The organism is Halobacterium litoreum (assembly GCF_021233415.1).
GTDB lineage: Archaea > Halobacteriota > Halobacteria > Halobacteriales > Halobacteriaceae > Halobacterium > Halobacterium litoreum.
Map to the genome: position 1 here is coordinate 1,665,014 of NZ_CP089466.1, position 21,178 is coordinate 1,686,191.

Annotated in this window: 20 protein-coding genes; 4 read left to right on the top strand and 16 right to left on the bottom strand. The window is 69.2% G+C overall.

The features are described from left to right. Positions 1-13: 13 nt before the first annotated feature. Complete coding sequence (locus LT972_RS09115) at positions 14-2,596, bottom strand: heavy metal translocating P-type ATPase (protein WP_232569693.1); 2,583 nt, start codon at positions 2,594-2,596, stop codon at positions 14-16. A gap of 108 nt (positions 2,597-2,704) precedes the next feature. Continuing rightward, positions 2,705-3,121, bottom strand: coding sequence for a DUF4149 domain-containing protein (locus tag LT972_RS09120; protein WP_232569694.1), 417 nt, complete (start codon positions 3,119-3,121; stop codon positions 2,705-2,707). A gap of 69 nt (positions 3,122-3,190) precedes the next feature. On the opposite strand from LT972_RS09120, the gene LT972_RS09125 reads away from it, so the two are divergent. Further along, complete coding sequence (locus LT972_RS09125) at positions 3,191-4,834, top strand: potassium channel family protein (protein ID WP_232569696.1); 1,644 nt, start codon at positions 3,191-3,193, stop codon at positions 4,832-4,834. On the opposite strand, the gene LT972_RS09130 is transcribed toward LT972_RS09125, so the two are convergent. Then, positions 4,797-5,390, bottom strand: coding sequence for a DUF998 domain-containing protein (locus LT972_RS09130; protein WP_232569698.1), 594 nt, complete (start codon positions 5,388-5,390; stop codon positions 4,797-4,799). The genes LT972_RS09125 and LT972_RS09130 overlap by 38 nt on opposite strands. Before the next feature lie 123 nt (positions 5,391-5,513). On the opposite strand from LT972_RS09130, the gene LT972_RS09135 reads away from it, so the two are divergent. Further along, complete coding sequence (locus LT972_RS09135) at positions 5,514-6,170, top strand: RAD55 family ATPase (protein ID WP_232569700.1); 657 nt, start codon at positions 5,514-5,516, stop codon at positions 6,168-6,170. Then, entirely contained in the window at positions 6,167-6,514 is a 348-nt protein-coding gene (locus LT972_RS09140; protein WP_232569702.1) for a VOC family protein, read from the top strand. The genes LT972_RS09135 and LT972_RS09140 overlap by 4 nt, the downstream gene beginning before the upstream one ends. Here the strand turns inward: LT972_RS09140 and LT972_RS09145 are convergent, their stop codons facing one another. The 11 genes from LT972_RS09145 to LT972_RS09195 form a co-directional block, all read right to left on the bottom strand. Next, entirely contained in the window at positions 6,515-6,934 is a 420-nt protein-coding gene (locus LT972_RS09145; protein ID WP_232569704.1) for a GIY-YIG nuclease family protein, read from the bottom strand. A gap of 217 nt (positions 6,935-7,151) precedes the next feature. After that, on the bottom strand, positions 7,152-8,129 hold the full coding sequence (locus tag LT972_RS09150) for an aldo/keto reductase (RefSeq protein WP_232569706.1): 978 nt from the start codon (positions 8,127-8,129) through the stop codon (positions 7,152-7,154). A 51-nt stretch (positions 8,130-8,180) separates the two neighbouring features. Continuing rightward, positions 8,181-9,209 carry an ABC transporter permease gene (locus tag LT972_RS09155; RefSeq protein WP_232569708.1) on the bottom strand — a complete coding sequence of 343 codons (1,029 nt, stop codon included), beginning with the start codon at positions 9,207-9,209 and terminating at the stop codon, positions 8,181-8,183. Beyond that, a complete protein-coding gene (locus LT972_RS09160) occupies positions 9,202-10,971 on the bottom strand; it encodes an ABC transporter permease family protein (RefSeq protein WP_232569710.1) in 1,770 nt (589 codons plus the stop codon). The genes LT972_RS09155 and LT972_RS09160 overlap by 8 nt, the downstream gene beginning before the upstream one ends. Beyond that, positions 10,968-11,831, bottom strand: coding sequence for an ABC transporter ATP-binding protein (locus LT972_RS09165; protein WP_232569711.1), 864 nt, complete (start codon positions 11,829-11,831; stop codon positions 10,968-10,970). The genes LT972_RS09160 and LT972_RS09165 overlap by 4 nt, the downstream gene beginning before the upstream one ends. 52 nt (positions 11,832-11,883) lie before the next feature. Next, on the bottom strand, positions 11,884-12,654 hold the full coding sequence (locus tag LT972_RS09170) for a helix-turn-helix transcriptional regulator (protein WP_232569713.1): 771 nt from the start codon (positions 12,652-12,654) through the stop codon (positions 11,884-11,886). A gap of 233 nt (positions 12,655-12,887) precedes the next feature. Beyond that, a complete protein-coding gene (gene rbcL, locus LT972_RS09175; RefSeq protein ID WP_232569715.1) occupies positions 12,888-14,135 on the bottom strand; it encodes a type III ribulose-bisphosphate carboxylase in 1,248 nt (415 codons plus the stop codon). Between the two features lie 50 nt (positions 14,136-14,185). Next, entirely contained in the window at positions 14,186-14,875 is a 690-nt protein-coding gene (locus LT972_RS09180; protein ID WP_232569717.1) for an SOS response-associated peptidase, read from the bottom strand. Between the two features lie 29 nt (positions 14,876-14,904). Then, entirely contained in the window at positions 14,905-15,756 is an 852-nt protein-coding gene (locus LT972_RS09185) for a class 1 fructose-bisphosphatase (protein ID WP_232569719.1), read from the bottom strand. Next, positions 15,756-16,547: a class I fructose-bisphosphate aldolase gene (locus LT972_RS09190; RefSeq protein ID WP_232569721.1), complete on the bottom strand. Its 792-nt coding sequence runs from the start codon at positions 16,545-16,547 to the stop codon at positions 15,756-15,758. Before LT972_RS09190 ends, LT972_RS09185 begins: the two co-directional genes overlap by 1 nt. Positions 16,548-16,630: 83 nt before the next feature. Further along, on the bottom strand, positions 16,631-17,317 hold the full coding sequence (locus LT972_RS09195; RefSeq protein ID WP_232569722.1) for a DUF7409 domain-containing protein: 687 nt from the start codon (positions 17,315-17,317) through the stop codon (positions 16,631-16,633). An 85-nt stretch (positions 17,318-17,402) separates the two neighbouring features. On the opposite strand from LT972_RS09195, the gene LT972_RS09200 reads away from it, so the two are divergent. After that, positions 17,403-18,263: a 3-hydroxyacyl-CoA dehydrogenase family protein gene (locus LT972_RS09200; protein WP_232569724.1), complete on the top strand. Its 861-nt coding sequence runs from the start codon at positions 17,403-17,405 to the stop codon at positions 18,261-18,263. A 301-nt stretch (positions 18,264-18,564) separates the two neighbouring features. Here LT972_RS09200 and LT972_RS09205 read toward each other — a convergent pair whose 3' ends face one another. Both LT972_RS09205 and LT972_RS09210 read right to left on the bottom strand, forming a co-directional pair. Further along, a complete protein-coding gene (locus tag LT972_RS09205) occupies positions 18,565-19,938 on the bottom strand; it encodes a uracil-xanthine permease family protein (RefSeq protein ID WP_232569726.1) in 1,374 nt (457 codons plus the stop codon). A 190-nt stretch (positions 19,939-20,128) separates the two neighbouring features. Continuing rightward, a complete protein-coding gene (locus LT972_RS09210; RefSeq protein WP_232569727.1) occupies positions 20,129-21,172 on the bottom strand; it encodes a phytoene/squalene synthase family protein in 1,044 nt (347 codons plus the stop codon). Positions 21,173-21,178: the final 6 nt, after the last annotated feature.

The window sequence follows — 21,178 nt, forward strand, 5'->3', positions numbered from 1 at the left end:
CGTGGCTACCGGACTATCGGCCCAGGAGGCGGTAGTCCTCGTCGGGCGTGTATCTCCTGAACAGGAGGCTGTTCGTCAGCACGCTCACGCTCGAAATCGCCATCGCGACGGCGGCGAGCACCGGCTGAAGCAGGCCCAGCGACGCCAGCGGAATCATCGCGGTGTTGTAGCCGAGCGCCCAGAAGAGGTTCTGCTTTATCTTCGCGAGTGTCCCCTCACTGACGCGGATGGCCTTCAGGACGTCCTCGGGGTCGTCGCGCATCAGCGTCACGTCCGCCGCCTCGATGGCGACGTCGGTGCCGGAGCCGATGGCGACGCCGACGAACGCGGCGGCGAGCGCGGGCGCGTCGTTCACGCCGTCCCCCACCATCATCGCCTTCGAGCCGTCGGCCTGAATCGCGTCGACGGCGTCGGCCTTCTCGTCGGGGAGAACGCCCGCGCGGACGTTAGCCGGGTCGACGCCGACCTCCTCGGCGACGGCGCGCGCGGTGCGCTCGTTGTCGCCCGTAATCATGTGGACGTCGAGGCCGCGCTCGCGGAGCGCGGTGACGGCGCTCGCGGCGCTCTCTTTGACGGTGTCGGCGTCCGCGACGACGCCGACGACGCGACCGCCGTACGCGACGAGCATCGCGGTCTTCCCCTCGCGTTCGAGGCGTTCGAGGTCGTCCTCGGCTGGCGACGGGTCGACGCCTTCGTCTTCGAGGAGTTTCCGATTGCCGACGAGCACGGTTTCGCCGTCGACGGTCGCTCGCACGCCGTGCCCGGGGACGTTCTCGAAGTCCTCGGTGTCAGCGAGGTCGACGCCGCGCTCCTCGGCGCCCGCGACGATGGCGTCCGCGAGCGGGTGTTCGCTGTTGCGCTCGGCGCTCGCGGCGACCCGGAGGACGAACGACTCGTCGATTTCCCGCTCGACGACGCCGCCGTCCGCGGTTTCGCCGCCGTCGGCGCGCGCGCCGTTCACGACCACGACGTCGGTGAGTTCCATCTCGCCCTCGGTGAGCGTCCCCGTCTTGTCGAAGACGACGCTGTCCACGTCCCTGACGCGTTCGAGCACGTCGCCGCCCTCGAAGAGGACGCCGTTTTTCGCGCCGATGCTCGTCCCGACCATCGTCGCGGCGGGCGTCGCGAGGCCGAGCGCGCAGGGACACGCGATGAGGACGGCGGACGCGAACACCACGATTGCGAACTCGAAGGCGCCGACGGCGGCGGGTCCGCCGCCGACCAGCCCCCACACCGGGAGCGCGTTCACCACGTCAGCGAGCGCGCCGGGGAAGGCGTACCAGACGACCGCCCAGAACGCCGCGTTCGCGATGACCGCGGGCACGAAGTACGCTGAGATGCGGTCGGCGAGGTTCTGGATGTCGGGCTGGCGGGACTGTGCTTCCTCGACGGTCTGGACGATCTGCTGGATGGCGGTGTCCTCGCCGACCTTCGTCGCCTCGACGACGAGCACGCCGTTCTCGTTGATAGTGGAGCCGACCACCTCGTCGCCGGACTCCTTCGAGACGGGGACGGACTCGCCGGTGACCATCGACTCGTCGACCGCGGACTCGCCCTCGACGACCACGCCGTCCGTGGGAATCTGCTCGCCGGGCTTGACCTTCAGGCGGTCGCCCACGGCCACGTCGGCGAGGGGAATCTCCTCCTCGGTGCCGTCCTCGCGGACGACGCGGGCGGTGTCCGCCTCCATTTCGAGGAGTTCGCGGAGCGCGTCGCCGGCCTGGCTCTTCGAGCGCGCTTCGAGGTAGTTCCCGAGCGTGATGAACACGAGGATGAGCGCGGCGGTGTCGAAGTAGAGCCCCGCCTTCGGGAGGAGTTCGAGGAGCGCGACGACAGAGTAGACGTACGCCGTCGTGGAGCCGAGCGCGATGAGCACGTCCATGTTCGCCGTCCGGTTCCTCACGAGCGCCTTGTAGGAGTTCACGAGGAACTCCTTCCCGAGCACGAGGTAGACGGGCGTCGCGAGCGCGAACTGCACCCACCCGAACGCCACCTCAGTGCCGAACAGCGACAGCGTCTCGGGGAGCACGCTCCCGCCGAGCAGGAACTTCTCCGCGATGAAGAACACGAGCGGCGCGGAGAGCGCGGCGCCGAACAGCGTGAGGCGGCGCTGGCGATGGAGTTCCTCGTTCCTGGCGGCGTCTGCCGCGTCGCGGTCGGCGCCCGCGTCGCCGGACTCCCGGACCGGGTCGTAGCCCGCGTCCTCGATGGCGGCGTAGGCGTCCTCGCGGTCGAAGTCGCCGGGATTGTACGTGACGCGGACGTCGTCGGTGGCGTAGTTCGCGGTGGCGTCGACGACGCCCGGCACGTCCGCGAGCGCGTCCTCGATGGTGGACGCGCAGTTCGCACACGTCATCCCCTGCACCGAGATGGACAGTTCGCCGGTGACGGGGTCGTAGCCCGCGTCCTCGATGGCGTCGAATATCTCGCCGAGCGTCGCCTCGTCGGCGTCGTACGTGACTGTGCCGCCGTCCGTCGCGAAGTTCACGTCCGCGTCGGTGACGCCGTCGACCGCGCGCACGGCGTCGCTCACCGTTGACGCGCAGTTCGCACACGTCATCCCGCCGACGTCGACGTGGACAGTACGCTGGGTCATGGAGTAGTGTACGGGCTACTCTTTCAAGCGGTTTCTCCCTTCGTCTGTTCGGCTACATCGGGGCCGAACTTTCGAAACCGAAGCCGAGTCGGGGAATCGGGCGGTCGGTCAGAGGTTGGTGGCGCCGAGTGCGACGCCGACGCCGACGAGCGCGACGAGATTCAGAACGATAGACTGCTTGTGGTATCGGGCGAACGCGTCGGACCCGGCGGCCTCCATCTTCGGAATCAGGACGAAGCGGGCGTACGCGTTCGCGCCGACCGCGGCGACCACCGCACCGACGGCGACCAGCGGCGGTTCCGGCGCGTCGAGCGCGAGGGTGCCGACGGCCCACGACGCGAGCGCGAGGAGGCCGGCGCCGAGGCCGAACGCGTAGTACCTCGGGAACACGACGTTCACGGCGTCACCGGCGCGGTCTTTCCCGAGTTCGTCGAACAGCGCGGGCGCGGCGACGAACGAGAAGAACACGACACTCCCCAGCCACGCGCCGAGTGCGAGGTCCACGGCGAAGTCGACGACTGTCACGTCCGAGCGTTGGCACGCCACGCCCTCAACGTTCGGGGTTTATGTTCGACGCACAGATACCCAGAGACGATGAATCGACAGCAGCGGCGTGGAATCGCCTACGTCGTTCTCCTCGTCGCCGTCGCGCTGACGTTCACGGTCCTCTACAAGTTCGGGATGGCGGCCTTCGAGGGGTACCACGTGAGTTACGTGCAGTCGTTTCACTTCGTCATCGAGACGCTGACCACCACGGGGTACGGCGAGTTCGCGGAGTGGGAGACCACCGTCATGTTGCTGTTCGTCGACCTGATGCAGGTCACGGGCGTGTTCCTGTTGTTCCTCACACTCCCGATGTTCGTGGTTCCGTGGGTCGAGGAACGCCTCGAAATCGAACCGCCGACGGCCGTCGACCTCGAGGACCACGTCGTCATCTGTGGGTTCGGCGAGCGCGGCAAGACGCTCGCGTCCGAGTTCGACGCGCAGGGCGTCGACTACGTCATCGTCGACGCCGACCGGGACGACGCGCTCGCGCTCCACGAGGACGGCCACCCCGTGGTACACGGCGACCCGGAGTCGACGCAGACGCTCGAACGCGCCGACGTCGCCGACGCGCGCGCCGTGGTGCTGGACGAGAACGACGAACTGAACGCCACCATCGCGCTCACCGTCGACGAACTCGCGCCCGGCGTGCAGACGGTCTGTTTCGTGGAAGACCCGTCGCTGGCGGACTACCTCCGGTACGCGGGCGCCGACCGCGTGCTCAGCCCCCGACAGATTCTCGGGCGGAGTCTCGCCCAGAAGGTCACCGCCGCGGTCACGCCCCAGCTCGGAGACGCCGTGGAGGTCGGCGAGGACTTCGAAATCGTGGAGATGCCGATTCAACACGACAGCGAAATCGAGGGCGTGAGCCTCGAATCCTCGGGCATCCGGGAGCGCACGGGCGTGAACGTCATCGGCGCGTGGTTCGCCGGGGAGTTCGTCGGGTCGCCGGACCCGGACCGCGCGCTCGACCGGAACACCATCCTCCTGGTGGCGGGCCGGGAAGCCCAACTGGAGTCGCTGAAACGGATTACGCTCGCCGAGGGCCGGAGTCGGCGGACGGAACGCGTCATCGTCGCGGGGTACGGCGAAGTCGGGACGGCGGTGCGGGAAGTGCTCGACAGCGAGGACATCGACACGACCGTCGTGGACGAACGGGACCTCCCGGGCGTCGACGTGGTCGGAGACGTGACCGAGGAGGGGACGCTCTCGCAGGCGGGCATCGGGGACGCGAGCGCGCTCATCCTCGCGCTCGGCGACGACACGGCGACCGTGTTCTCGACGCTCGTCGCGCGCGAAGCGAGCGAGGACGTCGAGATAATCTGTCGCGCGAACGACACGGAGAGCGTGCCGAAGCTGTACGCGGCGGGCGCCGACTACGTGCTCTCGCTGTCGACTGTCGCGGGCCGGATGCTCGCGCAGTCGATTCTCGGCGAGGACGTGATGGCCCTCGACAAGCAGATAGACATCGTGCGGACGCAGGCCCCGAACTTCGAGGGACAGACGCTCGCGGAAGCGGACATCCGACACCGCACCGGCGTCACCGTCATCGCGGTGGAGCGCGACGGCACGGTCGTCTCGGAACTCGACGCCGACTTCCGCATCCAACCGACGGACGCGCTCGTCGTCGCGGGCGCGGACGAGGACATCGCGGCGTTCAACGAGGCCGCCGGCGCGTTCGGCGAGTCGTCGTGACGACCCACGCGCCGACCGCGAGCGCGCCCGCCGTCTCCGGAATCGCGATACCGTCGATTCCCGTGCCCGCCATCAGTCCGAGCCACGCGAACCAGAACAGGAGGTGGGCGAGCGCGACCCACAGCCAGACGAGCGCGCGACGCGCGTCGCCGACGAGCACCGCGTCGCTGGCGTCCAGCGCGAGCGCCACGGTTCCCAGTACGTAGAAACCGATGGCGACGGGCGCGTGGAGGTCGGTATCGCTCGGGAACGCGCCGACGCCCGCCATGCAGACCGACGCGACCGCGAACGTTCCGGCGGCGAGGCGGCCGGCGCGCGTCTCGGCGGCGGTCCAGTACCACGCCGCGAACGGCACGCCGAGCGCGCCGCCGGCGAGCAGACCGTAGTTGAACAGGAGGGCGGTCTCGTCGCCGGCGACCCCGAGGTCGGAGAGCGCGCTCCCGGTCCACGAGAACGCGGGGTCGGTGGCGACGGCGGCGAGGATACCCGCGAACGACACGGCGACGGCCGCGACGCCGGCGTTCCGGGCCAGTCGGGGAACTGACGAGTCGGTCACGTCGAGGGCGTCGAAGCCACTCAGTATAACGGTTCGGGCTGTGGACATCCCGCCCACACTTATGTGTCTCCGGTTCGGAATCACGAGGAAGGACGGGTTCGCGCAGTTCAGACAGTTTCAAAGATGACCTACAACGTCGACGGAGTGTTGCCGGATTCGCTCGTGACGGAGCTCGACCCGGGGACGAACCTCCTGTTGAGCGGGCCGCCGATGTCCGGAAAGCGACGCGTTCTGCTCGAGTTGCTCGCTCGCGGCGAGGCCGACAGCGAGGGCTCGGTCGTCGTCACGTCCCGCGACCCGGCGACCGAAGTCGCCGAGGAGTACGAGGACGTCCTCGGGGGCGAGAGTCGGTTCCTCCGCCTCGTCGACTGCGTGAGTTCCCAGAGCGGGAGCGCGACGGGCGGCGACCGCGTGCGGTACGTGTCCTCGCCCAGCGACCTCACCGGCATGGGCATCGAGTTCTCGGAGGTCGCGCAGAACGCCGGTGACGCCGGCGTCTCGGGGCTGCGCGTCGGGTTCGACTCGCTGTCCCCGCTCCTGATGTACGTCGACCTCCAGCGGCTGTTCCGGTTCCTGCACGTGTTCACGAGCCAGATTCAGTCACAGAACTGGCTCGGCGTGTTCTCCGTCGACCCGGAGAGCCACGACGACCAGACCATCAACACCATCAGTCAACTGTTCGACGGCGTCCTGGAACTCCGCTTGACCGACGACGGCGACCGTGAGGCGCGCGTCCGCGGCGTCACGGCTTCGCCGACCGGCTGGGTGGCGCTGTCGTGAGCGGCATCGTCTTCTTTCGCACCGCCGAGCGCGAGGCGGTCGTCGACTTCTACCGCGAGCGACTCGGCTTCGAGACGTGGGTCGACCAGGACGGCTGTACGATTCTCCGCCACGACGACCTGAAACTCGGGTTCTGCGACGGCGACGAGTCCGAGACCGAGGGCATCGTCACGCTGTACTACGACACTCGCGAGGAGGTCGACGCGGCCCGCGAGCGCCTCGACGACGTGGCGACCGACGACCCCCGCGAAAACGAGCAGTACGACATCTACCAGTTCTTCGGCGAGGACCCCGAGGGGCGAACGCTGGAGTTCCAGACGTTCCTCCACGACCTCCCCGAGTAGTCAGTCCAGCGCGCGGTCGTGACGGGCCACGAGGGAAGATTCGAGGAGCGTTCGCTCCGACGCGAACGCGAGGTGACTCGGGCAGTCGCAGTCGGACGCGCCGAGCCCCGAGACCGCACTCGCGGCGTCGCTCAGAGCCCGCGCCGTCTCGCACTCCGCGTCCTCGCGTTCGGTGACGTAGACGGCTTCGAGTGCGCTCCCGTCGTGTCCGAGCAGGTAGTCGGCGTGCCAGTGCCGGGCGTCGCGCTCGCCCGCCGCGAGTTCGCGGTGGCGCGTCACGCGTTTCAGGCCGCCCGCGCCGAACGCGGAGCCGGTGTACGCGTACCAGCCGGGTTCGAGGTCGCGGGGGCCTGCCGCGCCGAACTCGATTGTGGCGGCCTCGGGGAGAGAAACGAGGAGCGTGTACGTGCCCGGTTCCATGCGTGACTGTGACGGCGGAGGCGGATTCGGTCTTGCGGTCCCGGCCTCGCCAGTTCTATCAGGACCGCAGGTAGTCGCCGAGGAAGTTCGAGAGGTTGTAGAACGTGTACAGCGCGTACAGCGTGATTCCGACGGAGACGACGAGTATCAGCGCCCACTCCAACCCCATTTTCATGCTCGGCCAGTCGTGTCGAACCGTAGTATGCTTTCGGGCGGCCTACTCGTGGCCGGAGACGCGAACCGGCTCGTAGGGCTCTTCGAGGTACGCGATGTCCGACGCCGAGAGGTCGATGTCGAGCGCTTCGACGGCGTCTTCGAGGTGTTCGACGCTCGTCGTGCCGACGATGGGGGCGTCCACCCAGTCCTTGTGGAACAGCCACGCGAGCGATATTTGGGCCATCTTCACGCCCTTCTCGGCGGCGAGTTCCTGCACGCGCTCGTTGATTTCGGGGCCGCCGCCCTCCCGGTAGGGGTGCTCGTAGAGGTGTTCCTCGGTGCTCCCGCGCTCGGTGGCGTCGACGTCCTCGTGGGGCCGGGTGAGGTAGCCGCGCGCGAGCGGCGACCACGGCAGCACGCCCACGCCCTCCTTCTGGCAGAGCGGGAGCATCTCGCGTTCCTCCTCGCGGTAGACGAGATTGTAGTGGTTCTGCATCGTCACGAAGCGCTCGTAGCCGAGCGCGTCGCTGGCGCCGAGCGCGTCCGCGAACTGGTGGGCCCACTGGGAGGACGCGCCGACGTACCGCACCTGTCCGCGCCGCACCGCGTCGTCGAGCGCGGCGAGCGTCTGCTCGATGGGCGTGTCGTAGTCCCACCGGTGGGTCTGGTAGAGGTCGATTGTCTCCATCCCGAGGCGGTCCAGCGAGTTCGACAGTTCCTGCTCGATTGCCTTCCGTGAGAGGCCGCCCGAGTTCGGGTCGTCCTCGTCCATCTGGAAGTAGCCCTTCGTCGCGACGACGAACTCGTCGCGGTCGTAGTCCGCGAGGACGTTCCCGAGCACGCGCTCTGACTCGCCGTCCGAGTACATGTTCGCGGTGTCGAAGAAGTTCACACCGAGTTCGATGGCGCGCTCGATGACGGGGCGGGACTCCTCTTCGTCTAAGACCCACGGGCGCCAGTCCGGCGACCCGAAGCTCATGCAGCCCAGACAGATTTTCGAGACCTCCATCCCCGTGTCGCCGAGCGTCGTGTACTCCATGTCCGGGCTGTCGGAACCGCAGACCAAAGTCGTTCGCCCGCCGGCAGTCTGTCAGGCGGTCGTCCGGCGCAAGACCGCGTACCCCGCCGCCGCGGCGACGAGCACGGCGCCGACCGTGAGCCACGTCAGTCGGGTGGGACTGCCGACGGCGAGGCGTGCGACGACGTTCTGGAGGCTCTGGGGGAGCAGGCTCGCCGCGCCGAACGCGCCGAGCGCGACGAACGAGTACAGCAGTTGGGCTTCCCGGCGCGCGCCGATGCCGAGCGCGAGTGCCGCGCCGCCGGCGACGAGGACGGCGGCGACGCCGGTGACGAGCGCGAGCAACGGGACGGGATTCGAGACGGGAGTGCCGTTGTACGCGAGGAGCGCGAGCCAGAGCGCGACCTGCGCGGGGGCGATGGCGACCAACGCGAGGGCCTTCCCGTCGACGATTTCGGGAAGCGAGAGCGGCGCGACGCGGAGCAGTTCGAGCGTCCCTCGCTCCAGTTCCTCGGCGAGCGTGTCCGCCATCACGCTCCCGGAGATGAACGCCGGGAGGAACGCCAGCAGCGGGAGCAAGACGGTGTAGGTAAAGGAGAAGTACGGGTTGGCCGAGCGCTCGGGGGGCAGGTCGAGGGGGTGGCGCGTGAGCGACGACGACAGTTCGCTCCGGCGCTGGCGCTCCAACTCCGAGAGCGCGTCCTTGAGTTCGGACACCACGAGGGTCGTGCGGAACGACCCCTCGGGCGCAGTCGCGGCGACTAGCACCCGCCCTCCCGGCTGTTCCGTGCTGTGCATCACGGCGTCTATCGACCCGTTCTGGAAGTCGGCGAGCGCGGCGGCCTGCGAGTCGTAGGTGGCGACGCGCCGCGAGTCGCCGGCCGCGACGACGGGCGCCACGTCGTCCGTGGCGTTGCCGGAGACGCCGACGTCGACGACGTACGCGCCGCCCGCGGAGCCGGGGTCGTACAGCGAGACGAGGCCGACGACGAGGAACGAGGAGAACGCCGCGATGAACAACTGGATGGCGAGCGCGAGCACGATGGTCTTCTCGGAGCGCAGCGACCCGAGCGTGCGCTTCGCGAGGGCGAGTCTACGCAAGGGAGACCACCACCGCGAGGTTGTAGGCGACGTGGACGAGCACGGCGACGGCGAGCGCGCCGACGTAGGCGAGCCGGGAGCGCATCGCGCCGAGCGCCGAGATGGCGGCCGTGACGACGTGCAGGGCCAACGGAGCGACCAACAGCACGCCGGGCGGGAGCCCGACGGCCGCCGGGGAGAACGCGGCTTGGGCGACCTCGATGCCGGGCAGGCCGACCAGTTGGGTGACGAGCAGCAGTTTCTCGGCGAGGAAGAAACCGACGCCCGACGCCGCGCCCGCGACCAGCGCCGTCCTCGCCGTCCGCGAGAACTTCCCGCGCTCGAACCCGGCGAAGACGTGGATACTCTTGGCTATCTCCTCGACGACGGCGACGACGCCGAGCAACAGCGGCACCGAGAGTTCGACGGGCGCGACGAACAGCACGGCGACGGCGAACAGTTCGGCTACGAGGACGAACGGGATGAACAGCGCCGTCCAGACGCCCGCCCGGCGCGCCGAGTCGAGGGGCGCGGCGAGCGCGTCGAGGAACTTCGACGGAATCGGGAGCTGGGTGAACATGTCCTCCTCGCGGTAGACGCCCGTGCCGAGGCCGAACAGCACCGTCGCGGCGAGCGCGGGCGGGAGCGTCGACAGCGCGAACGCGCCCGCCGTCGTCCCGCCGCCAGTGATGGAGTCGACGACGACGGTGAGCGGCGAGATGGCGGCGATAGGGTGGACTTCCGCGAACACCGCGGGGACGAACGCGTACGCGGTGAGCGTGACGCTGACAGTGACGGTGACGAACGTGAGTTCCTTGTAGGAGCGCGCGAGCATCGCGCCGAGGAACGTCGACGCGAGGAACAGCGCGGCGAGCGGCGCGATGGCGGCGACGGCGAGCGGGCCGGCGCCGACGGCGACGGCGATGACGGAGATGAGCGCGAGCGCGCCGGCGAAGTACGGGAGCGTCTTCCCGGCGACGATGTCGCCCCGCGAGACGGGCGCGACGAGCATCGGTTCGCCCCGGCGGTTGATGCGCTCGGCGAGCACGCTGGAGCCGTACGCCTGAATCACGACGTTCAGCGGGAGCAGGAACGCGAACGCGAACACGAGCGACCGCAGCGGGAACGGCGGCGACAGCGACGACGGCGTGCCGGACTGGCTCTGCCCGAGCAGGCCGCCGATGCCGCCGCCCGACCCGGCCGGCAGGCCGTCGCTCCCGGTGCCGGCCTGCCCGGAGCCGTCACTTCCACCGGCTCCGCCGTCGCCCGCGCCACCACCGCCCGCGCCGTCCGGGTCCTCGGTCTGTTGGGCCGAGTCCGCCGTTCCGGCGACGGAGATGGACTGCTCGACGTACTCCAGCGAGACGACGACGGGGAACGCGGCGGACTGGTTCGGTTCGGACCGCATCACGTGGTCGTTGTAGGAGACGGTCGCGGAGCGGAGCGCCGCGAGCGCCGCGCGGCTCTTCTCGGAGTCACGGAAGACGACGCCGCGGTCCGTGATTTGGACGTCGACGCGGCCGTCGGCGACGGCGCCCTGGCTCGGTTCGACGGCGGCGAGCGCGGGGTCGCGCTCCACGACGGGTCGGTAGTCGCTGTCGTCGCTCACGCCGACGCGGTAGATGCCCTCGCCGGGCGTCGGGCCGACCGCGAGCAGGGCGGGGACGAGCGCCGCGAGCGCGACGAGCACGGCGACGAACGCCACCGCGGTCTTCCGGTCCACGTCGCCCGCGCTCCGGGTGGTCTCCCAGCGCGCGATGCGGAGGACGTTGCGCGCGTTCATGCGCCGGCCACGTCGAGGAACACGTCTTCGAGCGTCGACTCGTCGGTGCGGATGTCGACGACCTCGCCGCCCGCGTCGCGGGCCGCCTCGCGAAGGTCCTCGACGGCGTCCATCGACGCGACGGTGGTGACGTACCGGTCGCCCGCCGGCTCGGTGCCGTCCACCGAGACGTCCGTGAACACGCGGTACTCCACGCGTCCGTGTTCGGCGCGGATGTCGGCGAGCGTGCCGGTGGCGGCGATTTCGCCGTCGCGCATGATGGCGACGCGGTCGCAGACGCTCTCGACGTGGTGGAGGTCGTGGGCGCTGAACACGACCGTCTTCCCGTCCGCGGCGAGTTCGCGCGTGAACTCCACGACGGTGTTCGTCGTGATGGGGTCGAGGCCGCTCGCGGGTTCGTCGTAGACGAGCACGTCCGGGTCGTTCACGAGCGAGCGCGCGATGGCGACCTTCCGCTTCATCCCCTTCGAGAAGTCCCCCACCGGGCGGTCGCGGGCGTCGAGGTCGAGGCGGTCGAGCGCCGCCTCGATGCGCTCGTCGGCGGTCTCGCGGTCGACGTCGTAGAGGTCCGCGAAGAAGCGCAGGTACGAGCGCGGGCTCATCTCGTCGTAGAGCGGGGACTCCTCCGGGAGGAAGCCCAGCGAGCGCCGCATCTCCGTCTCGCCGGCGTCGTAGCCGTTGACGGTGATGTCGCCCTCGCTCGGGTCGACGAGGCCACACAGCATCTTCAGCGTCGACGTCTTCCCGGCGCCGTTCGGCCCGACGAGGCCGAACACCTCGCCGGCGCCCACCTCGAAACTGACGCCGTCGACGGCGGTCACGTCGCCGTAGCGCTTCGCCAGCCCCCTGACCGAAATCATACGGGGTCGTCACGCGCCGGGGGCATAAGGCGTGGGGAGACGGCAGGCGGCGCTACGTCGGCAGCGGGTTCGCGTCCTCGCGCAGGTCCGCGTAGACGTCCTCGGTCCACGCGACCGCGTCCTCGGTGTCGTTTTTCACGACGGCGGCGAGGCCGTGGTCGCCGTAGACGAGCGCGGTTGCGACGGTGCGCGCGGGCTGTTCGACCAGCAGAAGGCTGTACGACAGTTCGGTGGTGGCTTCGCGGAGCGTGAACCGTCCACTGTCGAGCGCCTCGTGGACGCGGTCGCTGTGGGACGCGAGGAGTTCGTCGAGGACGCTCTCGGGGACCGTGAGGTCGACCGTGGCGCCGTGGTCGACGATTCGCTCGTGGAACACGTCGACGGTCGGCGGGAGGACCGCGGACGGGAAGCCGCGGATCGCCTCCGCCCGCTCGACTTCCGCGAGGAACGACGTGGTCGCGCGCTGTGGCGCGTCCCGGTCGGGGTTCTCGACGGTCGCGCCGGCCAACAGCTCCGGGGCGATGGTGGCTGCTGCCGGGAGCGGTTCGAGGGCCGACTCGGCGTCGCGGAGCGCGCTCACGCTGTCAGCGAACGTCTCGTGACTTTCGAGCGCGAGACGCCCGCGGAGCGTCAGCGAGACGCCGCCGCGGCGTTCGACGAGGCCGCGTGATTCGAGAGTCCGGACCGCGCGGTCGACCGTCGACCGGGAGACGGCGAGTCCCGCCACTAACTCGGGTTTCGTGCGGGGGCCGTCTCGGAGTTCGCCGAGCAGGTCGGCGCGGCGAACGACGAGGTCGAGGGTGTCCGACGGCGGACTGGTCACTGGTGCTTCATACGAACGCTGATACAAAAAATGTGGCATAAAGGCACGAAAAACTTAAATACCATACCGTAAGTTTCGGAGAGTGCGCCAACGAGTAACGTAAAGGAGTCTGCGTGGAAACAGTCGCGTGCTGGTGTGGATACACCGGCTGTGCCTCTGACACCCTCCGCGCCGCCGGCGCCCGCCGGCGGCCCGCGGAGCGGCCGAGTGCGCATTCTACCGTCCTCGACTCGTCAGCGCGGCGTGTCGGTTCCCCACTTGTCGAGCGCCGCCGCCAGTTCCGCGTGGTCCTCGGCGTACTCGGCGGCCGGGACGCCCGCCTGGTACGCGTCGATGGCCTGCCGGAACGCGCGAGCGCCTGCCGCCGTCCCGTCCGGGTGGCCGTGGATGCCGCCGCCCGCCTGCACTATCACGTCCGTCCCGATGGCGTCCAACAGCGGCTCGACGATGCCCGGGTGGAGGCCGCCCGACGCACACGGCAACACGTCGGTCGTCCCGTAGAGGTCGGACTTGAGCCAGTCGTTGATGCCGACCGTGTCCTCGTTCTCCAGTTTCCCGAGGCCCGCGGTCCCGGTGTGGATGTGGTCGACGCCACAGAGCCGGGCGACCTGCGCGAGCACGCGCATCGACACGCCGTGGTGTTCCAGCCGGTCGAACGCCGCGTGCATCGCGCGGTGGGCGTGAATCGCGAGCCCGTGTTTCTCGGCGTGCTCGCGGACCGTCTGCACCGACGACCAGCCACACGTCACCACGTCCACCATCACGAACCCGCCGCCCTGCTCGGCGACGAGTTCGAGGCGGTCGAGCATCGTCTCCGTCTCCGCCGTTATGTTCACGAGGTAGTCTTTGCGGTCGCCCGTCTCGTCTTCCGCGCGGTCACGCATCTCGAAGGACCGCTTGACGCGCTCGTCGAAGCGGTTGAACGACTGGTCCGTCAGGTTCTCGTCGTCTTTCAGCAGGTCGACGCCGCCCACCCACGCGTCGTAGCCGACCTGCGCGTGCTCCTCGGTGGAGAGGCCGACCTTCGGCTTCGGGACCGTCGCGGTCGCGGGCCGCCCCTCGGCGTCGAGAATCTCGGTCTTCACGCGCGACCCGAACTGCGGGCCGGGAAACGACGTGGCCAGTTCCTCGGGCCACTCGCAGTCCGCGAGCCGAATCGACTCGACGGCCTTCATCCCCATAATGTTGCCCGCGATGCAGGACAGCACCTGTGGCATGTTCCCGCCCTCGAAGAGGGCACCGGGGTACGCCACGGCGATGCGGCCGTCGCCCACGTCGAACGCCGTCGCGCTGAGTTCGGTGACGCGGTCGGAGACGTTCAGCGCCGCCCACGTGCCGTTCGAACTCTCCGAGGCGACGCGGCCCGCGGCGTCCATCATGTCCATTCCCTCGCCCGGTTCCAGCACGAACTCGCAGACGAGGTCGGTGTCTGTCGGCCGGTAGCCGGTGTCCACGAAGTCCGCGTACTCGATGCCAGTCATACCAGACTGGTTCGCGGGCTGTCACCAAGTGTGTTCGCCCGTCTCCCAGATTACGAGACCGACTCCACGAGCCCCGGTCGGTCGTTCGACGGGTCGTTCACGGCCTCGGAGACCGGCCACGCCTGCAGTTCGGCGTCTCGGGGTTCGAGTAACCCCTGTGGGTCGTCAGCGGTCAGCCACCGCTGGCCGGCCTCGCGGTCCAGTATCACCGCCATCCGGTGGTGGTAGTCCGTCAAGAAGTCGTTCGGCTCGGTGGTGACGACGGTAAAGGAGCGCACCGTGTCGGCCTGGCGACTCGGTCCGCCCGACCCGAACTCGCCGAGACCGGTCTGTTTCTGCTCGGGCGTCCACGTCTCCCAGAGGCCCGCGAGCAGGAACGGCTCGCCGTCCGCCCGCGACACGAAGTGCGGCGTCTTCCCGCCGCCGTCCGCGCCCCACTCGTAGAAGCCGTCGACGGGCACGAGACACCGGCGCTCGCGGTACGCCTCCCGGAAGTGGCGCTTCTCGGTGAGCGTCTCCGCACGGGCGTTGATGGGGTCGGGGCTCTCCCGCGGCCCGTCGGACCACGACGGCACCAGCCCCCAGCGCGCCGAGGCCACGCGCTCGGGCGACTCGTCGAGAATTACCGGCAACTCCTCGCTCGGCGCGGCGTTGTACGTCGGCTCGTACGTCGCCTCGGTCAGGTCGAACGCCGCCGCGAGGTCGTCGGGTTCGGTGAACAGCGCGTACCGGCCACACATGCTCCGAAAAAGGGGCCGCTACCTCAAAGTCAGTCCGATAGCGCGGCTTCGAGGTCGTCCATCACCGAGCGGTGACCGACGAACGTCGGCGTGCGCTCGTGGACGCTGTCGGGGTCGAGGTCGAGGAGAGACCCCGAACCGTCGCTCGACGCGCCGCCCGCGCACTCCACGACGTACGCCACCGGCATCGACTCGAAGTGCGCGCGCAGTTTCCCCTCGGGCGCCGACCGCAGACCCGGATAGCCGAAGGCGCCGCCGTACACCAGCACCTGGTTCACGTCGGCGATCATCGCGCCGCCGTACCGGAGCTTCAGGTCGTCCTCCACGTCGCGCACGAACGCCTCGAACGCCTCGGTCCAATCGGGCACGCGCCCGCCGAACCCGTACACCGTCGGCTCCTCGGGGAGTTCCACGGGCCCGAGGTCGGTGCGGCCGTCGGCCTCCACGAGGTACTCGGTCGCCTCGCCGTCACGCGCCACCACCATCGTCGTCGTCGGGCCGTACAGCACGAACCCGGCGGCGACGAGGCTGCTGCCGGGCGCCGGCAGGGGCTGGTCGTAGACGCCGACGACGGTCCCGCAGGGATTGTTCGACTTGACGTTCGAGGAGCCGTCGAGCGGGTCGAGCGCGACGGCGTACCCGTCGTCGGCGTCCCCGACAGTCAACACGTCCTCGCGTTCCTCGCTCGCGTACCAGTTCACGCCCTCGATGTCCGCGATGCGGTCGAACAGCAGGTCGTCGGCCCACACGTCCGCCTCCAGTTGGACCTCGCCGCTCTCGTTCTCCGACTCCGCCTTCGCGCGGCGCTCCGGCAGGCCGCCGCGAATCTCCGGCGCCGCGTCCGCGGCGGCGTCGAAGACGCGCTCCACCGGCCCCGACATCAGATTCGGGACAGCGCCTCCTCGACGCTCGTCTCCTCGTAGATGACGGCCTCCAGCGCGTCGAGGAACTGGGTCGGGTTCTCGCGCTGCCAGACGTTCCGCCCGACCGCCAGCCCCACGGCGCCGGCGTCGATGGCGCCCTTCACGGTCGAGAGGAAGTCGCGGTCGCTCGTCTTCGACCCGCCGGACATCACGACCTGCGTCGGGCCCGCCATGTCCACGGCGAACTCCATCTTCTCGGAACTACCGGGGTACTTCACCTTCGCGACGTCCGCGCCGAGTTCCAGCGCCTGCCGCGCCGCGTACGCGATGGTGTCGGGCTTCTTGTCGTTTTTCAGTCCCTGTCCGCGCGGGTACGACCACATCACCACGGGCAGGTCGTGTTTCCGAGCGGCCTCCTGGGCCTTCCGGAACTCCTCGGCCATCTCGACTTCCTTGTTCGACCCGCCGTACATCGTGAAGCCGACGGCGTCCGCGCCGACCTCCGCCGCGTAGTCGACAGACCAGTTCACGGCGGAGTCCGGTTCGCCCATCCAGAGGTTCGACGTGCCGTTGAGCTTCGCCAGGAGGTTGACGTCGTCCTCGTAGGACGGGTAGTACGCCTCCGCGATGCCCTTCTGGACCGCGAGGGCGGACACCGCGTCGTGGGTCGCGGTCTCCCAGACGGTCTCGGGGTTCATCGTCTCCGGCACGTCCTCGAAGTCCACGGGACCGTGTTCGAGCCCGTGGTCGTACGCGAGAATCAGTACTTTCCCGTCGCGCGAAATCGGAGAGTCCTCGAAGGGGCGCATCAACTCAACGTGCGGCGAGGACGTATAAGTGTCTAACTGTCCGCGAGCGGGCGCCACGCGCCCGATATCCGGAAGTTAACTCTCTACCGAGTGAACTGCTCCGCGCTCCTCGCGGCGTCCTTCCACGCCGCCACGCGCTCGGCCGGAACCTCCAGCGAGTCCGCGACGTGTTCGACGTGCGCCGTCGCGAGACTGCGGACCGACGTGACGCCGGCCCGCGACAACAGCTCGGCTGCCTCCTCGTCGACGCCGTCCAGCGCGGTGATGGGCGTCGGCGTCGACTGTTCGCGCCACTCGCGCTCGTCGCTCGCCGCCTCGTCGCTGTCGTCGCCGTTCGGCCACGAACGGTCGCGCCACGCCGCCTCGTCGCGTTCGGCGGTATCCGTCTCGGCCTCGGAGCCGCCGCCGGACGGGTCGCGGTCCTGCCACGCGGCCTCTTCGGCCGCAGCGCCGCCGCTCCCGTCGGCCTCCGCGTCGTCGGCGCCGTAGCTCGCGGCGACCCACTCGCGTTCCTCGTCGTGGAGGCCTCGGACCTGCTCGGCGCGCCGGTCTAAGTCCTGCCCGCCCTCGAACGACCACTGGAGGGAGTGCTCGCGGCGGATGCGCGCAGCCACCCCCGGATTGACGCCGGCCTCCACGAGGTCGGCGTGCGAGACGGCCTTCGACTCGACGGCGGCCGCGTCCACGTCGGCGGCCGCCAGCACGTCGGCCGTCGCCGGGCCGACACAGCGCAAGTCGAGTAACTCCTCGCGGGGGTCCTCCGGTGGCACGGTTGCCGGATGGAAGCCACCGGAGGGGCTTGAGTGTTTCCACGTTTCCGAACGCTTAGGTGCGCGCCCGTTGCACCTCACGACTATGCGAGCACTCGAAGACATCGACACCGTCGGCGTCGTCGGCGCCGGCACGATGGGCGCCGGCATCGCGCAGGTCGCCGCGACGAACGGCTACGACGTCGTGATGCGGGACATCGAGACCGAGTACGTCGAGCGCGGGTTCGACAGCATCGAGGACTCCCTCGACCGGTTCGTCTCGAAGGACAAACTCACCGAGGGCGAGAAAGACGACGTCCTCGACCGCATCGAGGGCACGACGGAACTCTCGGACCTCGCGTCCTGTGACTTCGTCGTGGAGGCGGCCGTCGAGAACATGGACATCAAGCAGGACATCTTCGCGGACCTCGACGACGAACTCCCCGAGGACGTGGCGCTCGCGACGAACACGTCGACGCTCTCGATTACGACCATCGCGTCGGCGACCGACCGCGCCGACGAGGTCGTCGGCCTCCACTTCATGAACCCCGTCCCCATCATGACGGGCGTCGAAGTCGTCCGCGGCGAGAAGACCGACGACGAGGTCGTGGCGTTCGCGCACGCGTTCGCCGAGGAACTGGAGAAGGAGACGTGGGAGTCCGACGACAAGCCCGGGTTCGTGACCAACCGCGTGCTGATGCCGTGGATCAACGAGGGCATCCGCGCGTACGACGAGGGCGTCGCCTCGAAGGAGGACATGGACAAGGGGATGAAACTCGGCACGAACGTCCCGATGGGACCCCTCGAACTCGCCGACCACATCGGCCTCGACATCTGTCTGGACGCGAGCCAGACGCTCCACGAGGAACTCGGCGACCGCTACAAGCCCGCGTACCTCCTCAAGCGCAAGGTCGACGCCGGCGACCTCGGGAAGAAGACGGGCAAGGGCTTCTACGAGTACGACTAGGGCGAGCAGGCGACTGACGACTCCGGCGTGCGACGCCGCCGTTCCGGGTGCGCACACCGGTCGATTGCTCAGGTCACGCGCCGGGATGGTCCCGGCTTGCTATTTGAATCTACGCGCGCCGTCCGGCTAGCATTCGCGGCGCGAGTGGTCCGAAGGTCCCGAGCGCCGCGATTCACTGCGCGAGCGGAGCGAGCGCAGGCGGCGAGGACCCCCGAAGTGGGGTCCGACGCCGCTTTTTCCGCAAGTTTTTGCCGAACGAGGCGCGGCCACGCCGCGCCTCGTGCAGCGCAAAAAGTGCGAATTAGTCGTCGGCGGAGACGGTGGTGTCTGCGGCCGTGCGGTCGCTGAGGGGCGCGTCTTCGGGGAGAACGACGTTGAGGATGAGGGCGGCGAAGCCGCCGGTGATGAGGCCGGAGCCGAAGAACAGTTGGGCGTCCTGCGGGAGTTGGGCGAGGGCTTCGGGGCGGAGTTTGACAGCGAGGCCGAGACCGATGGAAGTCGCGACGATGGTCATGTTGCGGTGGGTGAGGGCGACGTCGTCGTAGATGATGCGGACGCCACTGGAGAAAATCATGGAGAAGACGAGGAGCGCGCCGCCGCCGAGGACGGGCGCGGGCATGGCGGAGACGACGGCGCCGACCTTGGGGACGAAGCCGAGGACGAGGAGGAACGCGCCGCCGATGGCGACGACGTGACGACTGGCGACGCCGGTGAGGTTGACGAGGCCGACGTTCTGGGAGAAGGAGGTGTTGGGGAACGCGCCGACGAGCGAGCCGACGGCGCTCATAACGCCGTCAGCAATCAGGCCGCCCTTGAGTTCGTCTTCGGTCGCGTCGCGGCCGACGGCGCTGGTGGTGCCGGAGATGTCGCCGATGGTCTCCATGGCCGTGGTGACGTAGAGGAAGGTGACGGTGACGATGGCGCCGGGTTCGAAGGCGACGCCGTACGGGAGGAGTTCGGGGAGCGCGAGCCAGCCGGCGGACTGGACGGCCGAGAAGTCGACCATGCCGAGGGGGATGGCGGCGAGGTAGCCGGCGACGATGCCGACGAAGACGCTGGCGATGCGGAGGAAGCCGTCGAACAGTTGGTTGAGGGCGAGCGTGACCGCGAGCACGAGGCCGCCGAGCGCGAGGTTCTCGATGGCGCCGTAGTCGGCGGCGCCGGCGCCGCCGGCGAGGTAGTCCATGCCGACGGGGATGAGCGTGAGGCCGATGAGCATCACGACGATGCCGTTGACGAGCGGCGGGAAGAACTGCTTGACGCGGCCGAAGGAGAAGCCGATGGTGGATTCGACGAGCGCGCCGACGAGGCAGGCGCCGAAGACGGCGGCGAGACCGTAGGTGTTCCCGATGCCGATGATGGCGCCGACGAACGGGAAACTGGTGCCCATGACGATGGGGAGGCGCGCGCCGACGGGGCCGATGGGGTAGGCTTGGACGATGGTGGCGGCGCCGGCGACGACGAGCGCGACCTGCACGAGGTAGGCAGTCTGGCCGGAGAGCGCGCCGAGCGCGCCGGCGATGATGATTGCGGGCGCGACGTTCCCGAGGAACATCGCAAGAACGTGTTGAACGCCGAGAAGCGTCGCTTTCGGGAGCGGCGGTTGCTCTTCGATGCCGTACGCGATTCTCGGGCCCGATGACGGCCCGCTTCCCTCCGAGGAGTCTGTCGCCATGTGCTCGCTGTGAGAGCCTCGACTTAGTAAGTTGCGGAAACGTGCTACTATATCCGAAACAGAACTAGATAATAACCACGTTCGTGTATATCTTGGTGGGTGGTCGCCGTTGTGCAGTGGCTGTCGCTGGGAGTGGTTTTCGAACCGGCGAAAACCGCGGACAGGGGCAGGTGCTGCGCGAGTCGCGCGCTCAGGAGAGCTGGCTGGTGGCGATGCGCTCGCGCAGCGTCCCGATGGCGGCGCGGTCGAAGTCGCCGTAGACGCGCTCGAGGACGGCCGCGACCTCCTCGCGGGACACCTTCACGTCGCCGTCCGCGACCACGTCGCCGGGGCGGTCGCGGAGTTCGCGCATCGTGCCGACGGCGAGCAGGAACGGCACCGTCCACGCGGCGAGCGTGTTCCCGCTGGAGGTCGGCATCACTTCCAGCCAGCGCTGTGCGCCGTCGACGTAGCCGCGGGCGCGGTCGGTCACGCGCTCGACGACCGACCCGACGCGGGAGGCGTTCGACGGCTCGGCGACCTCCTCGGGGTCGAGGTCGTGTTCGTCGAGCCACGTGGCCGGGAGGTAGACGTTGTTCTCCTCGCGGTAGTCCGGGCGCACGTCTTTCGCGACGTTCACGAGTTGGAGGAGGAGCGCGAACGACCGCGCGTTCTCCCGCATCGCCTCGGCCTCGTCGGTGGTCGCGTCGCCCGCGAGCAGTTCCGTGACGAGTTCGCCGACGGTGCCCGCGACGTACCAGCAGTACTCCTCGAGTTCGTCCGGCGACTGGATGCGGAGACCGCCGGCGTCCTCGTAGCGCTCCACGAACGACGCCATCCCGGTCGCCATCTCGCGGACGGTCGGTCGAATCGCTTCTCTCGCGTCGGGGTCGAGGCTGTCGAACGCGCGGAACACGCGCGGCGTCTCCGCGACGACCGTCCAGTCCGCGTCCGGGTCCTCGGGGACGTAGTCGGCTATCTCCGCGCGGAACTCCGCGGGAGTTACCCCGCTCTCTGGGTCGAGAACGGCGTCGTACGTCCGTAGCAGCGACGCCTGCTCCCGCGGCGGAATCGAGGTCGAGTCCTCGACGGTGTCCGCGACCCGGCAGAGGAGGTAGCCGACGCAGATGCGGGACGCCATCGGTTCTTCCAGTGCCTCTATCGTCAACGCGAACGTGCGCGACACGTCCTGTACGGCCTCGTGACACCAAGCGCGCTCCGCTGCGCCGGTCCTCGAGGACTGCCCTCTGTCCATCACTCT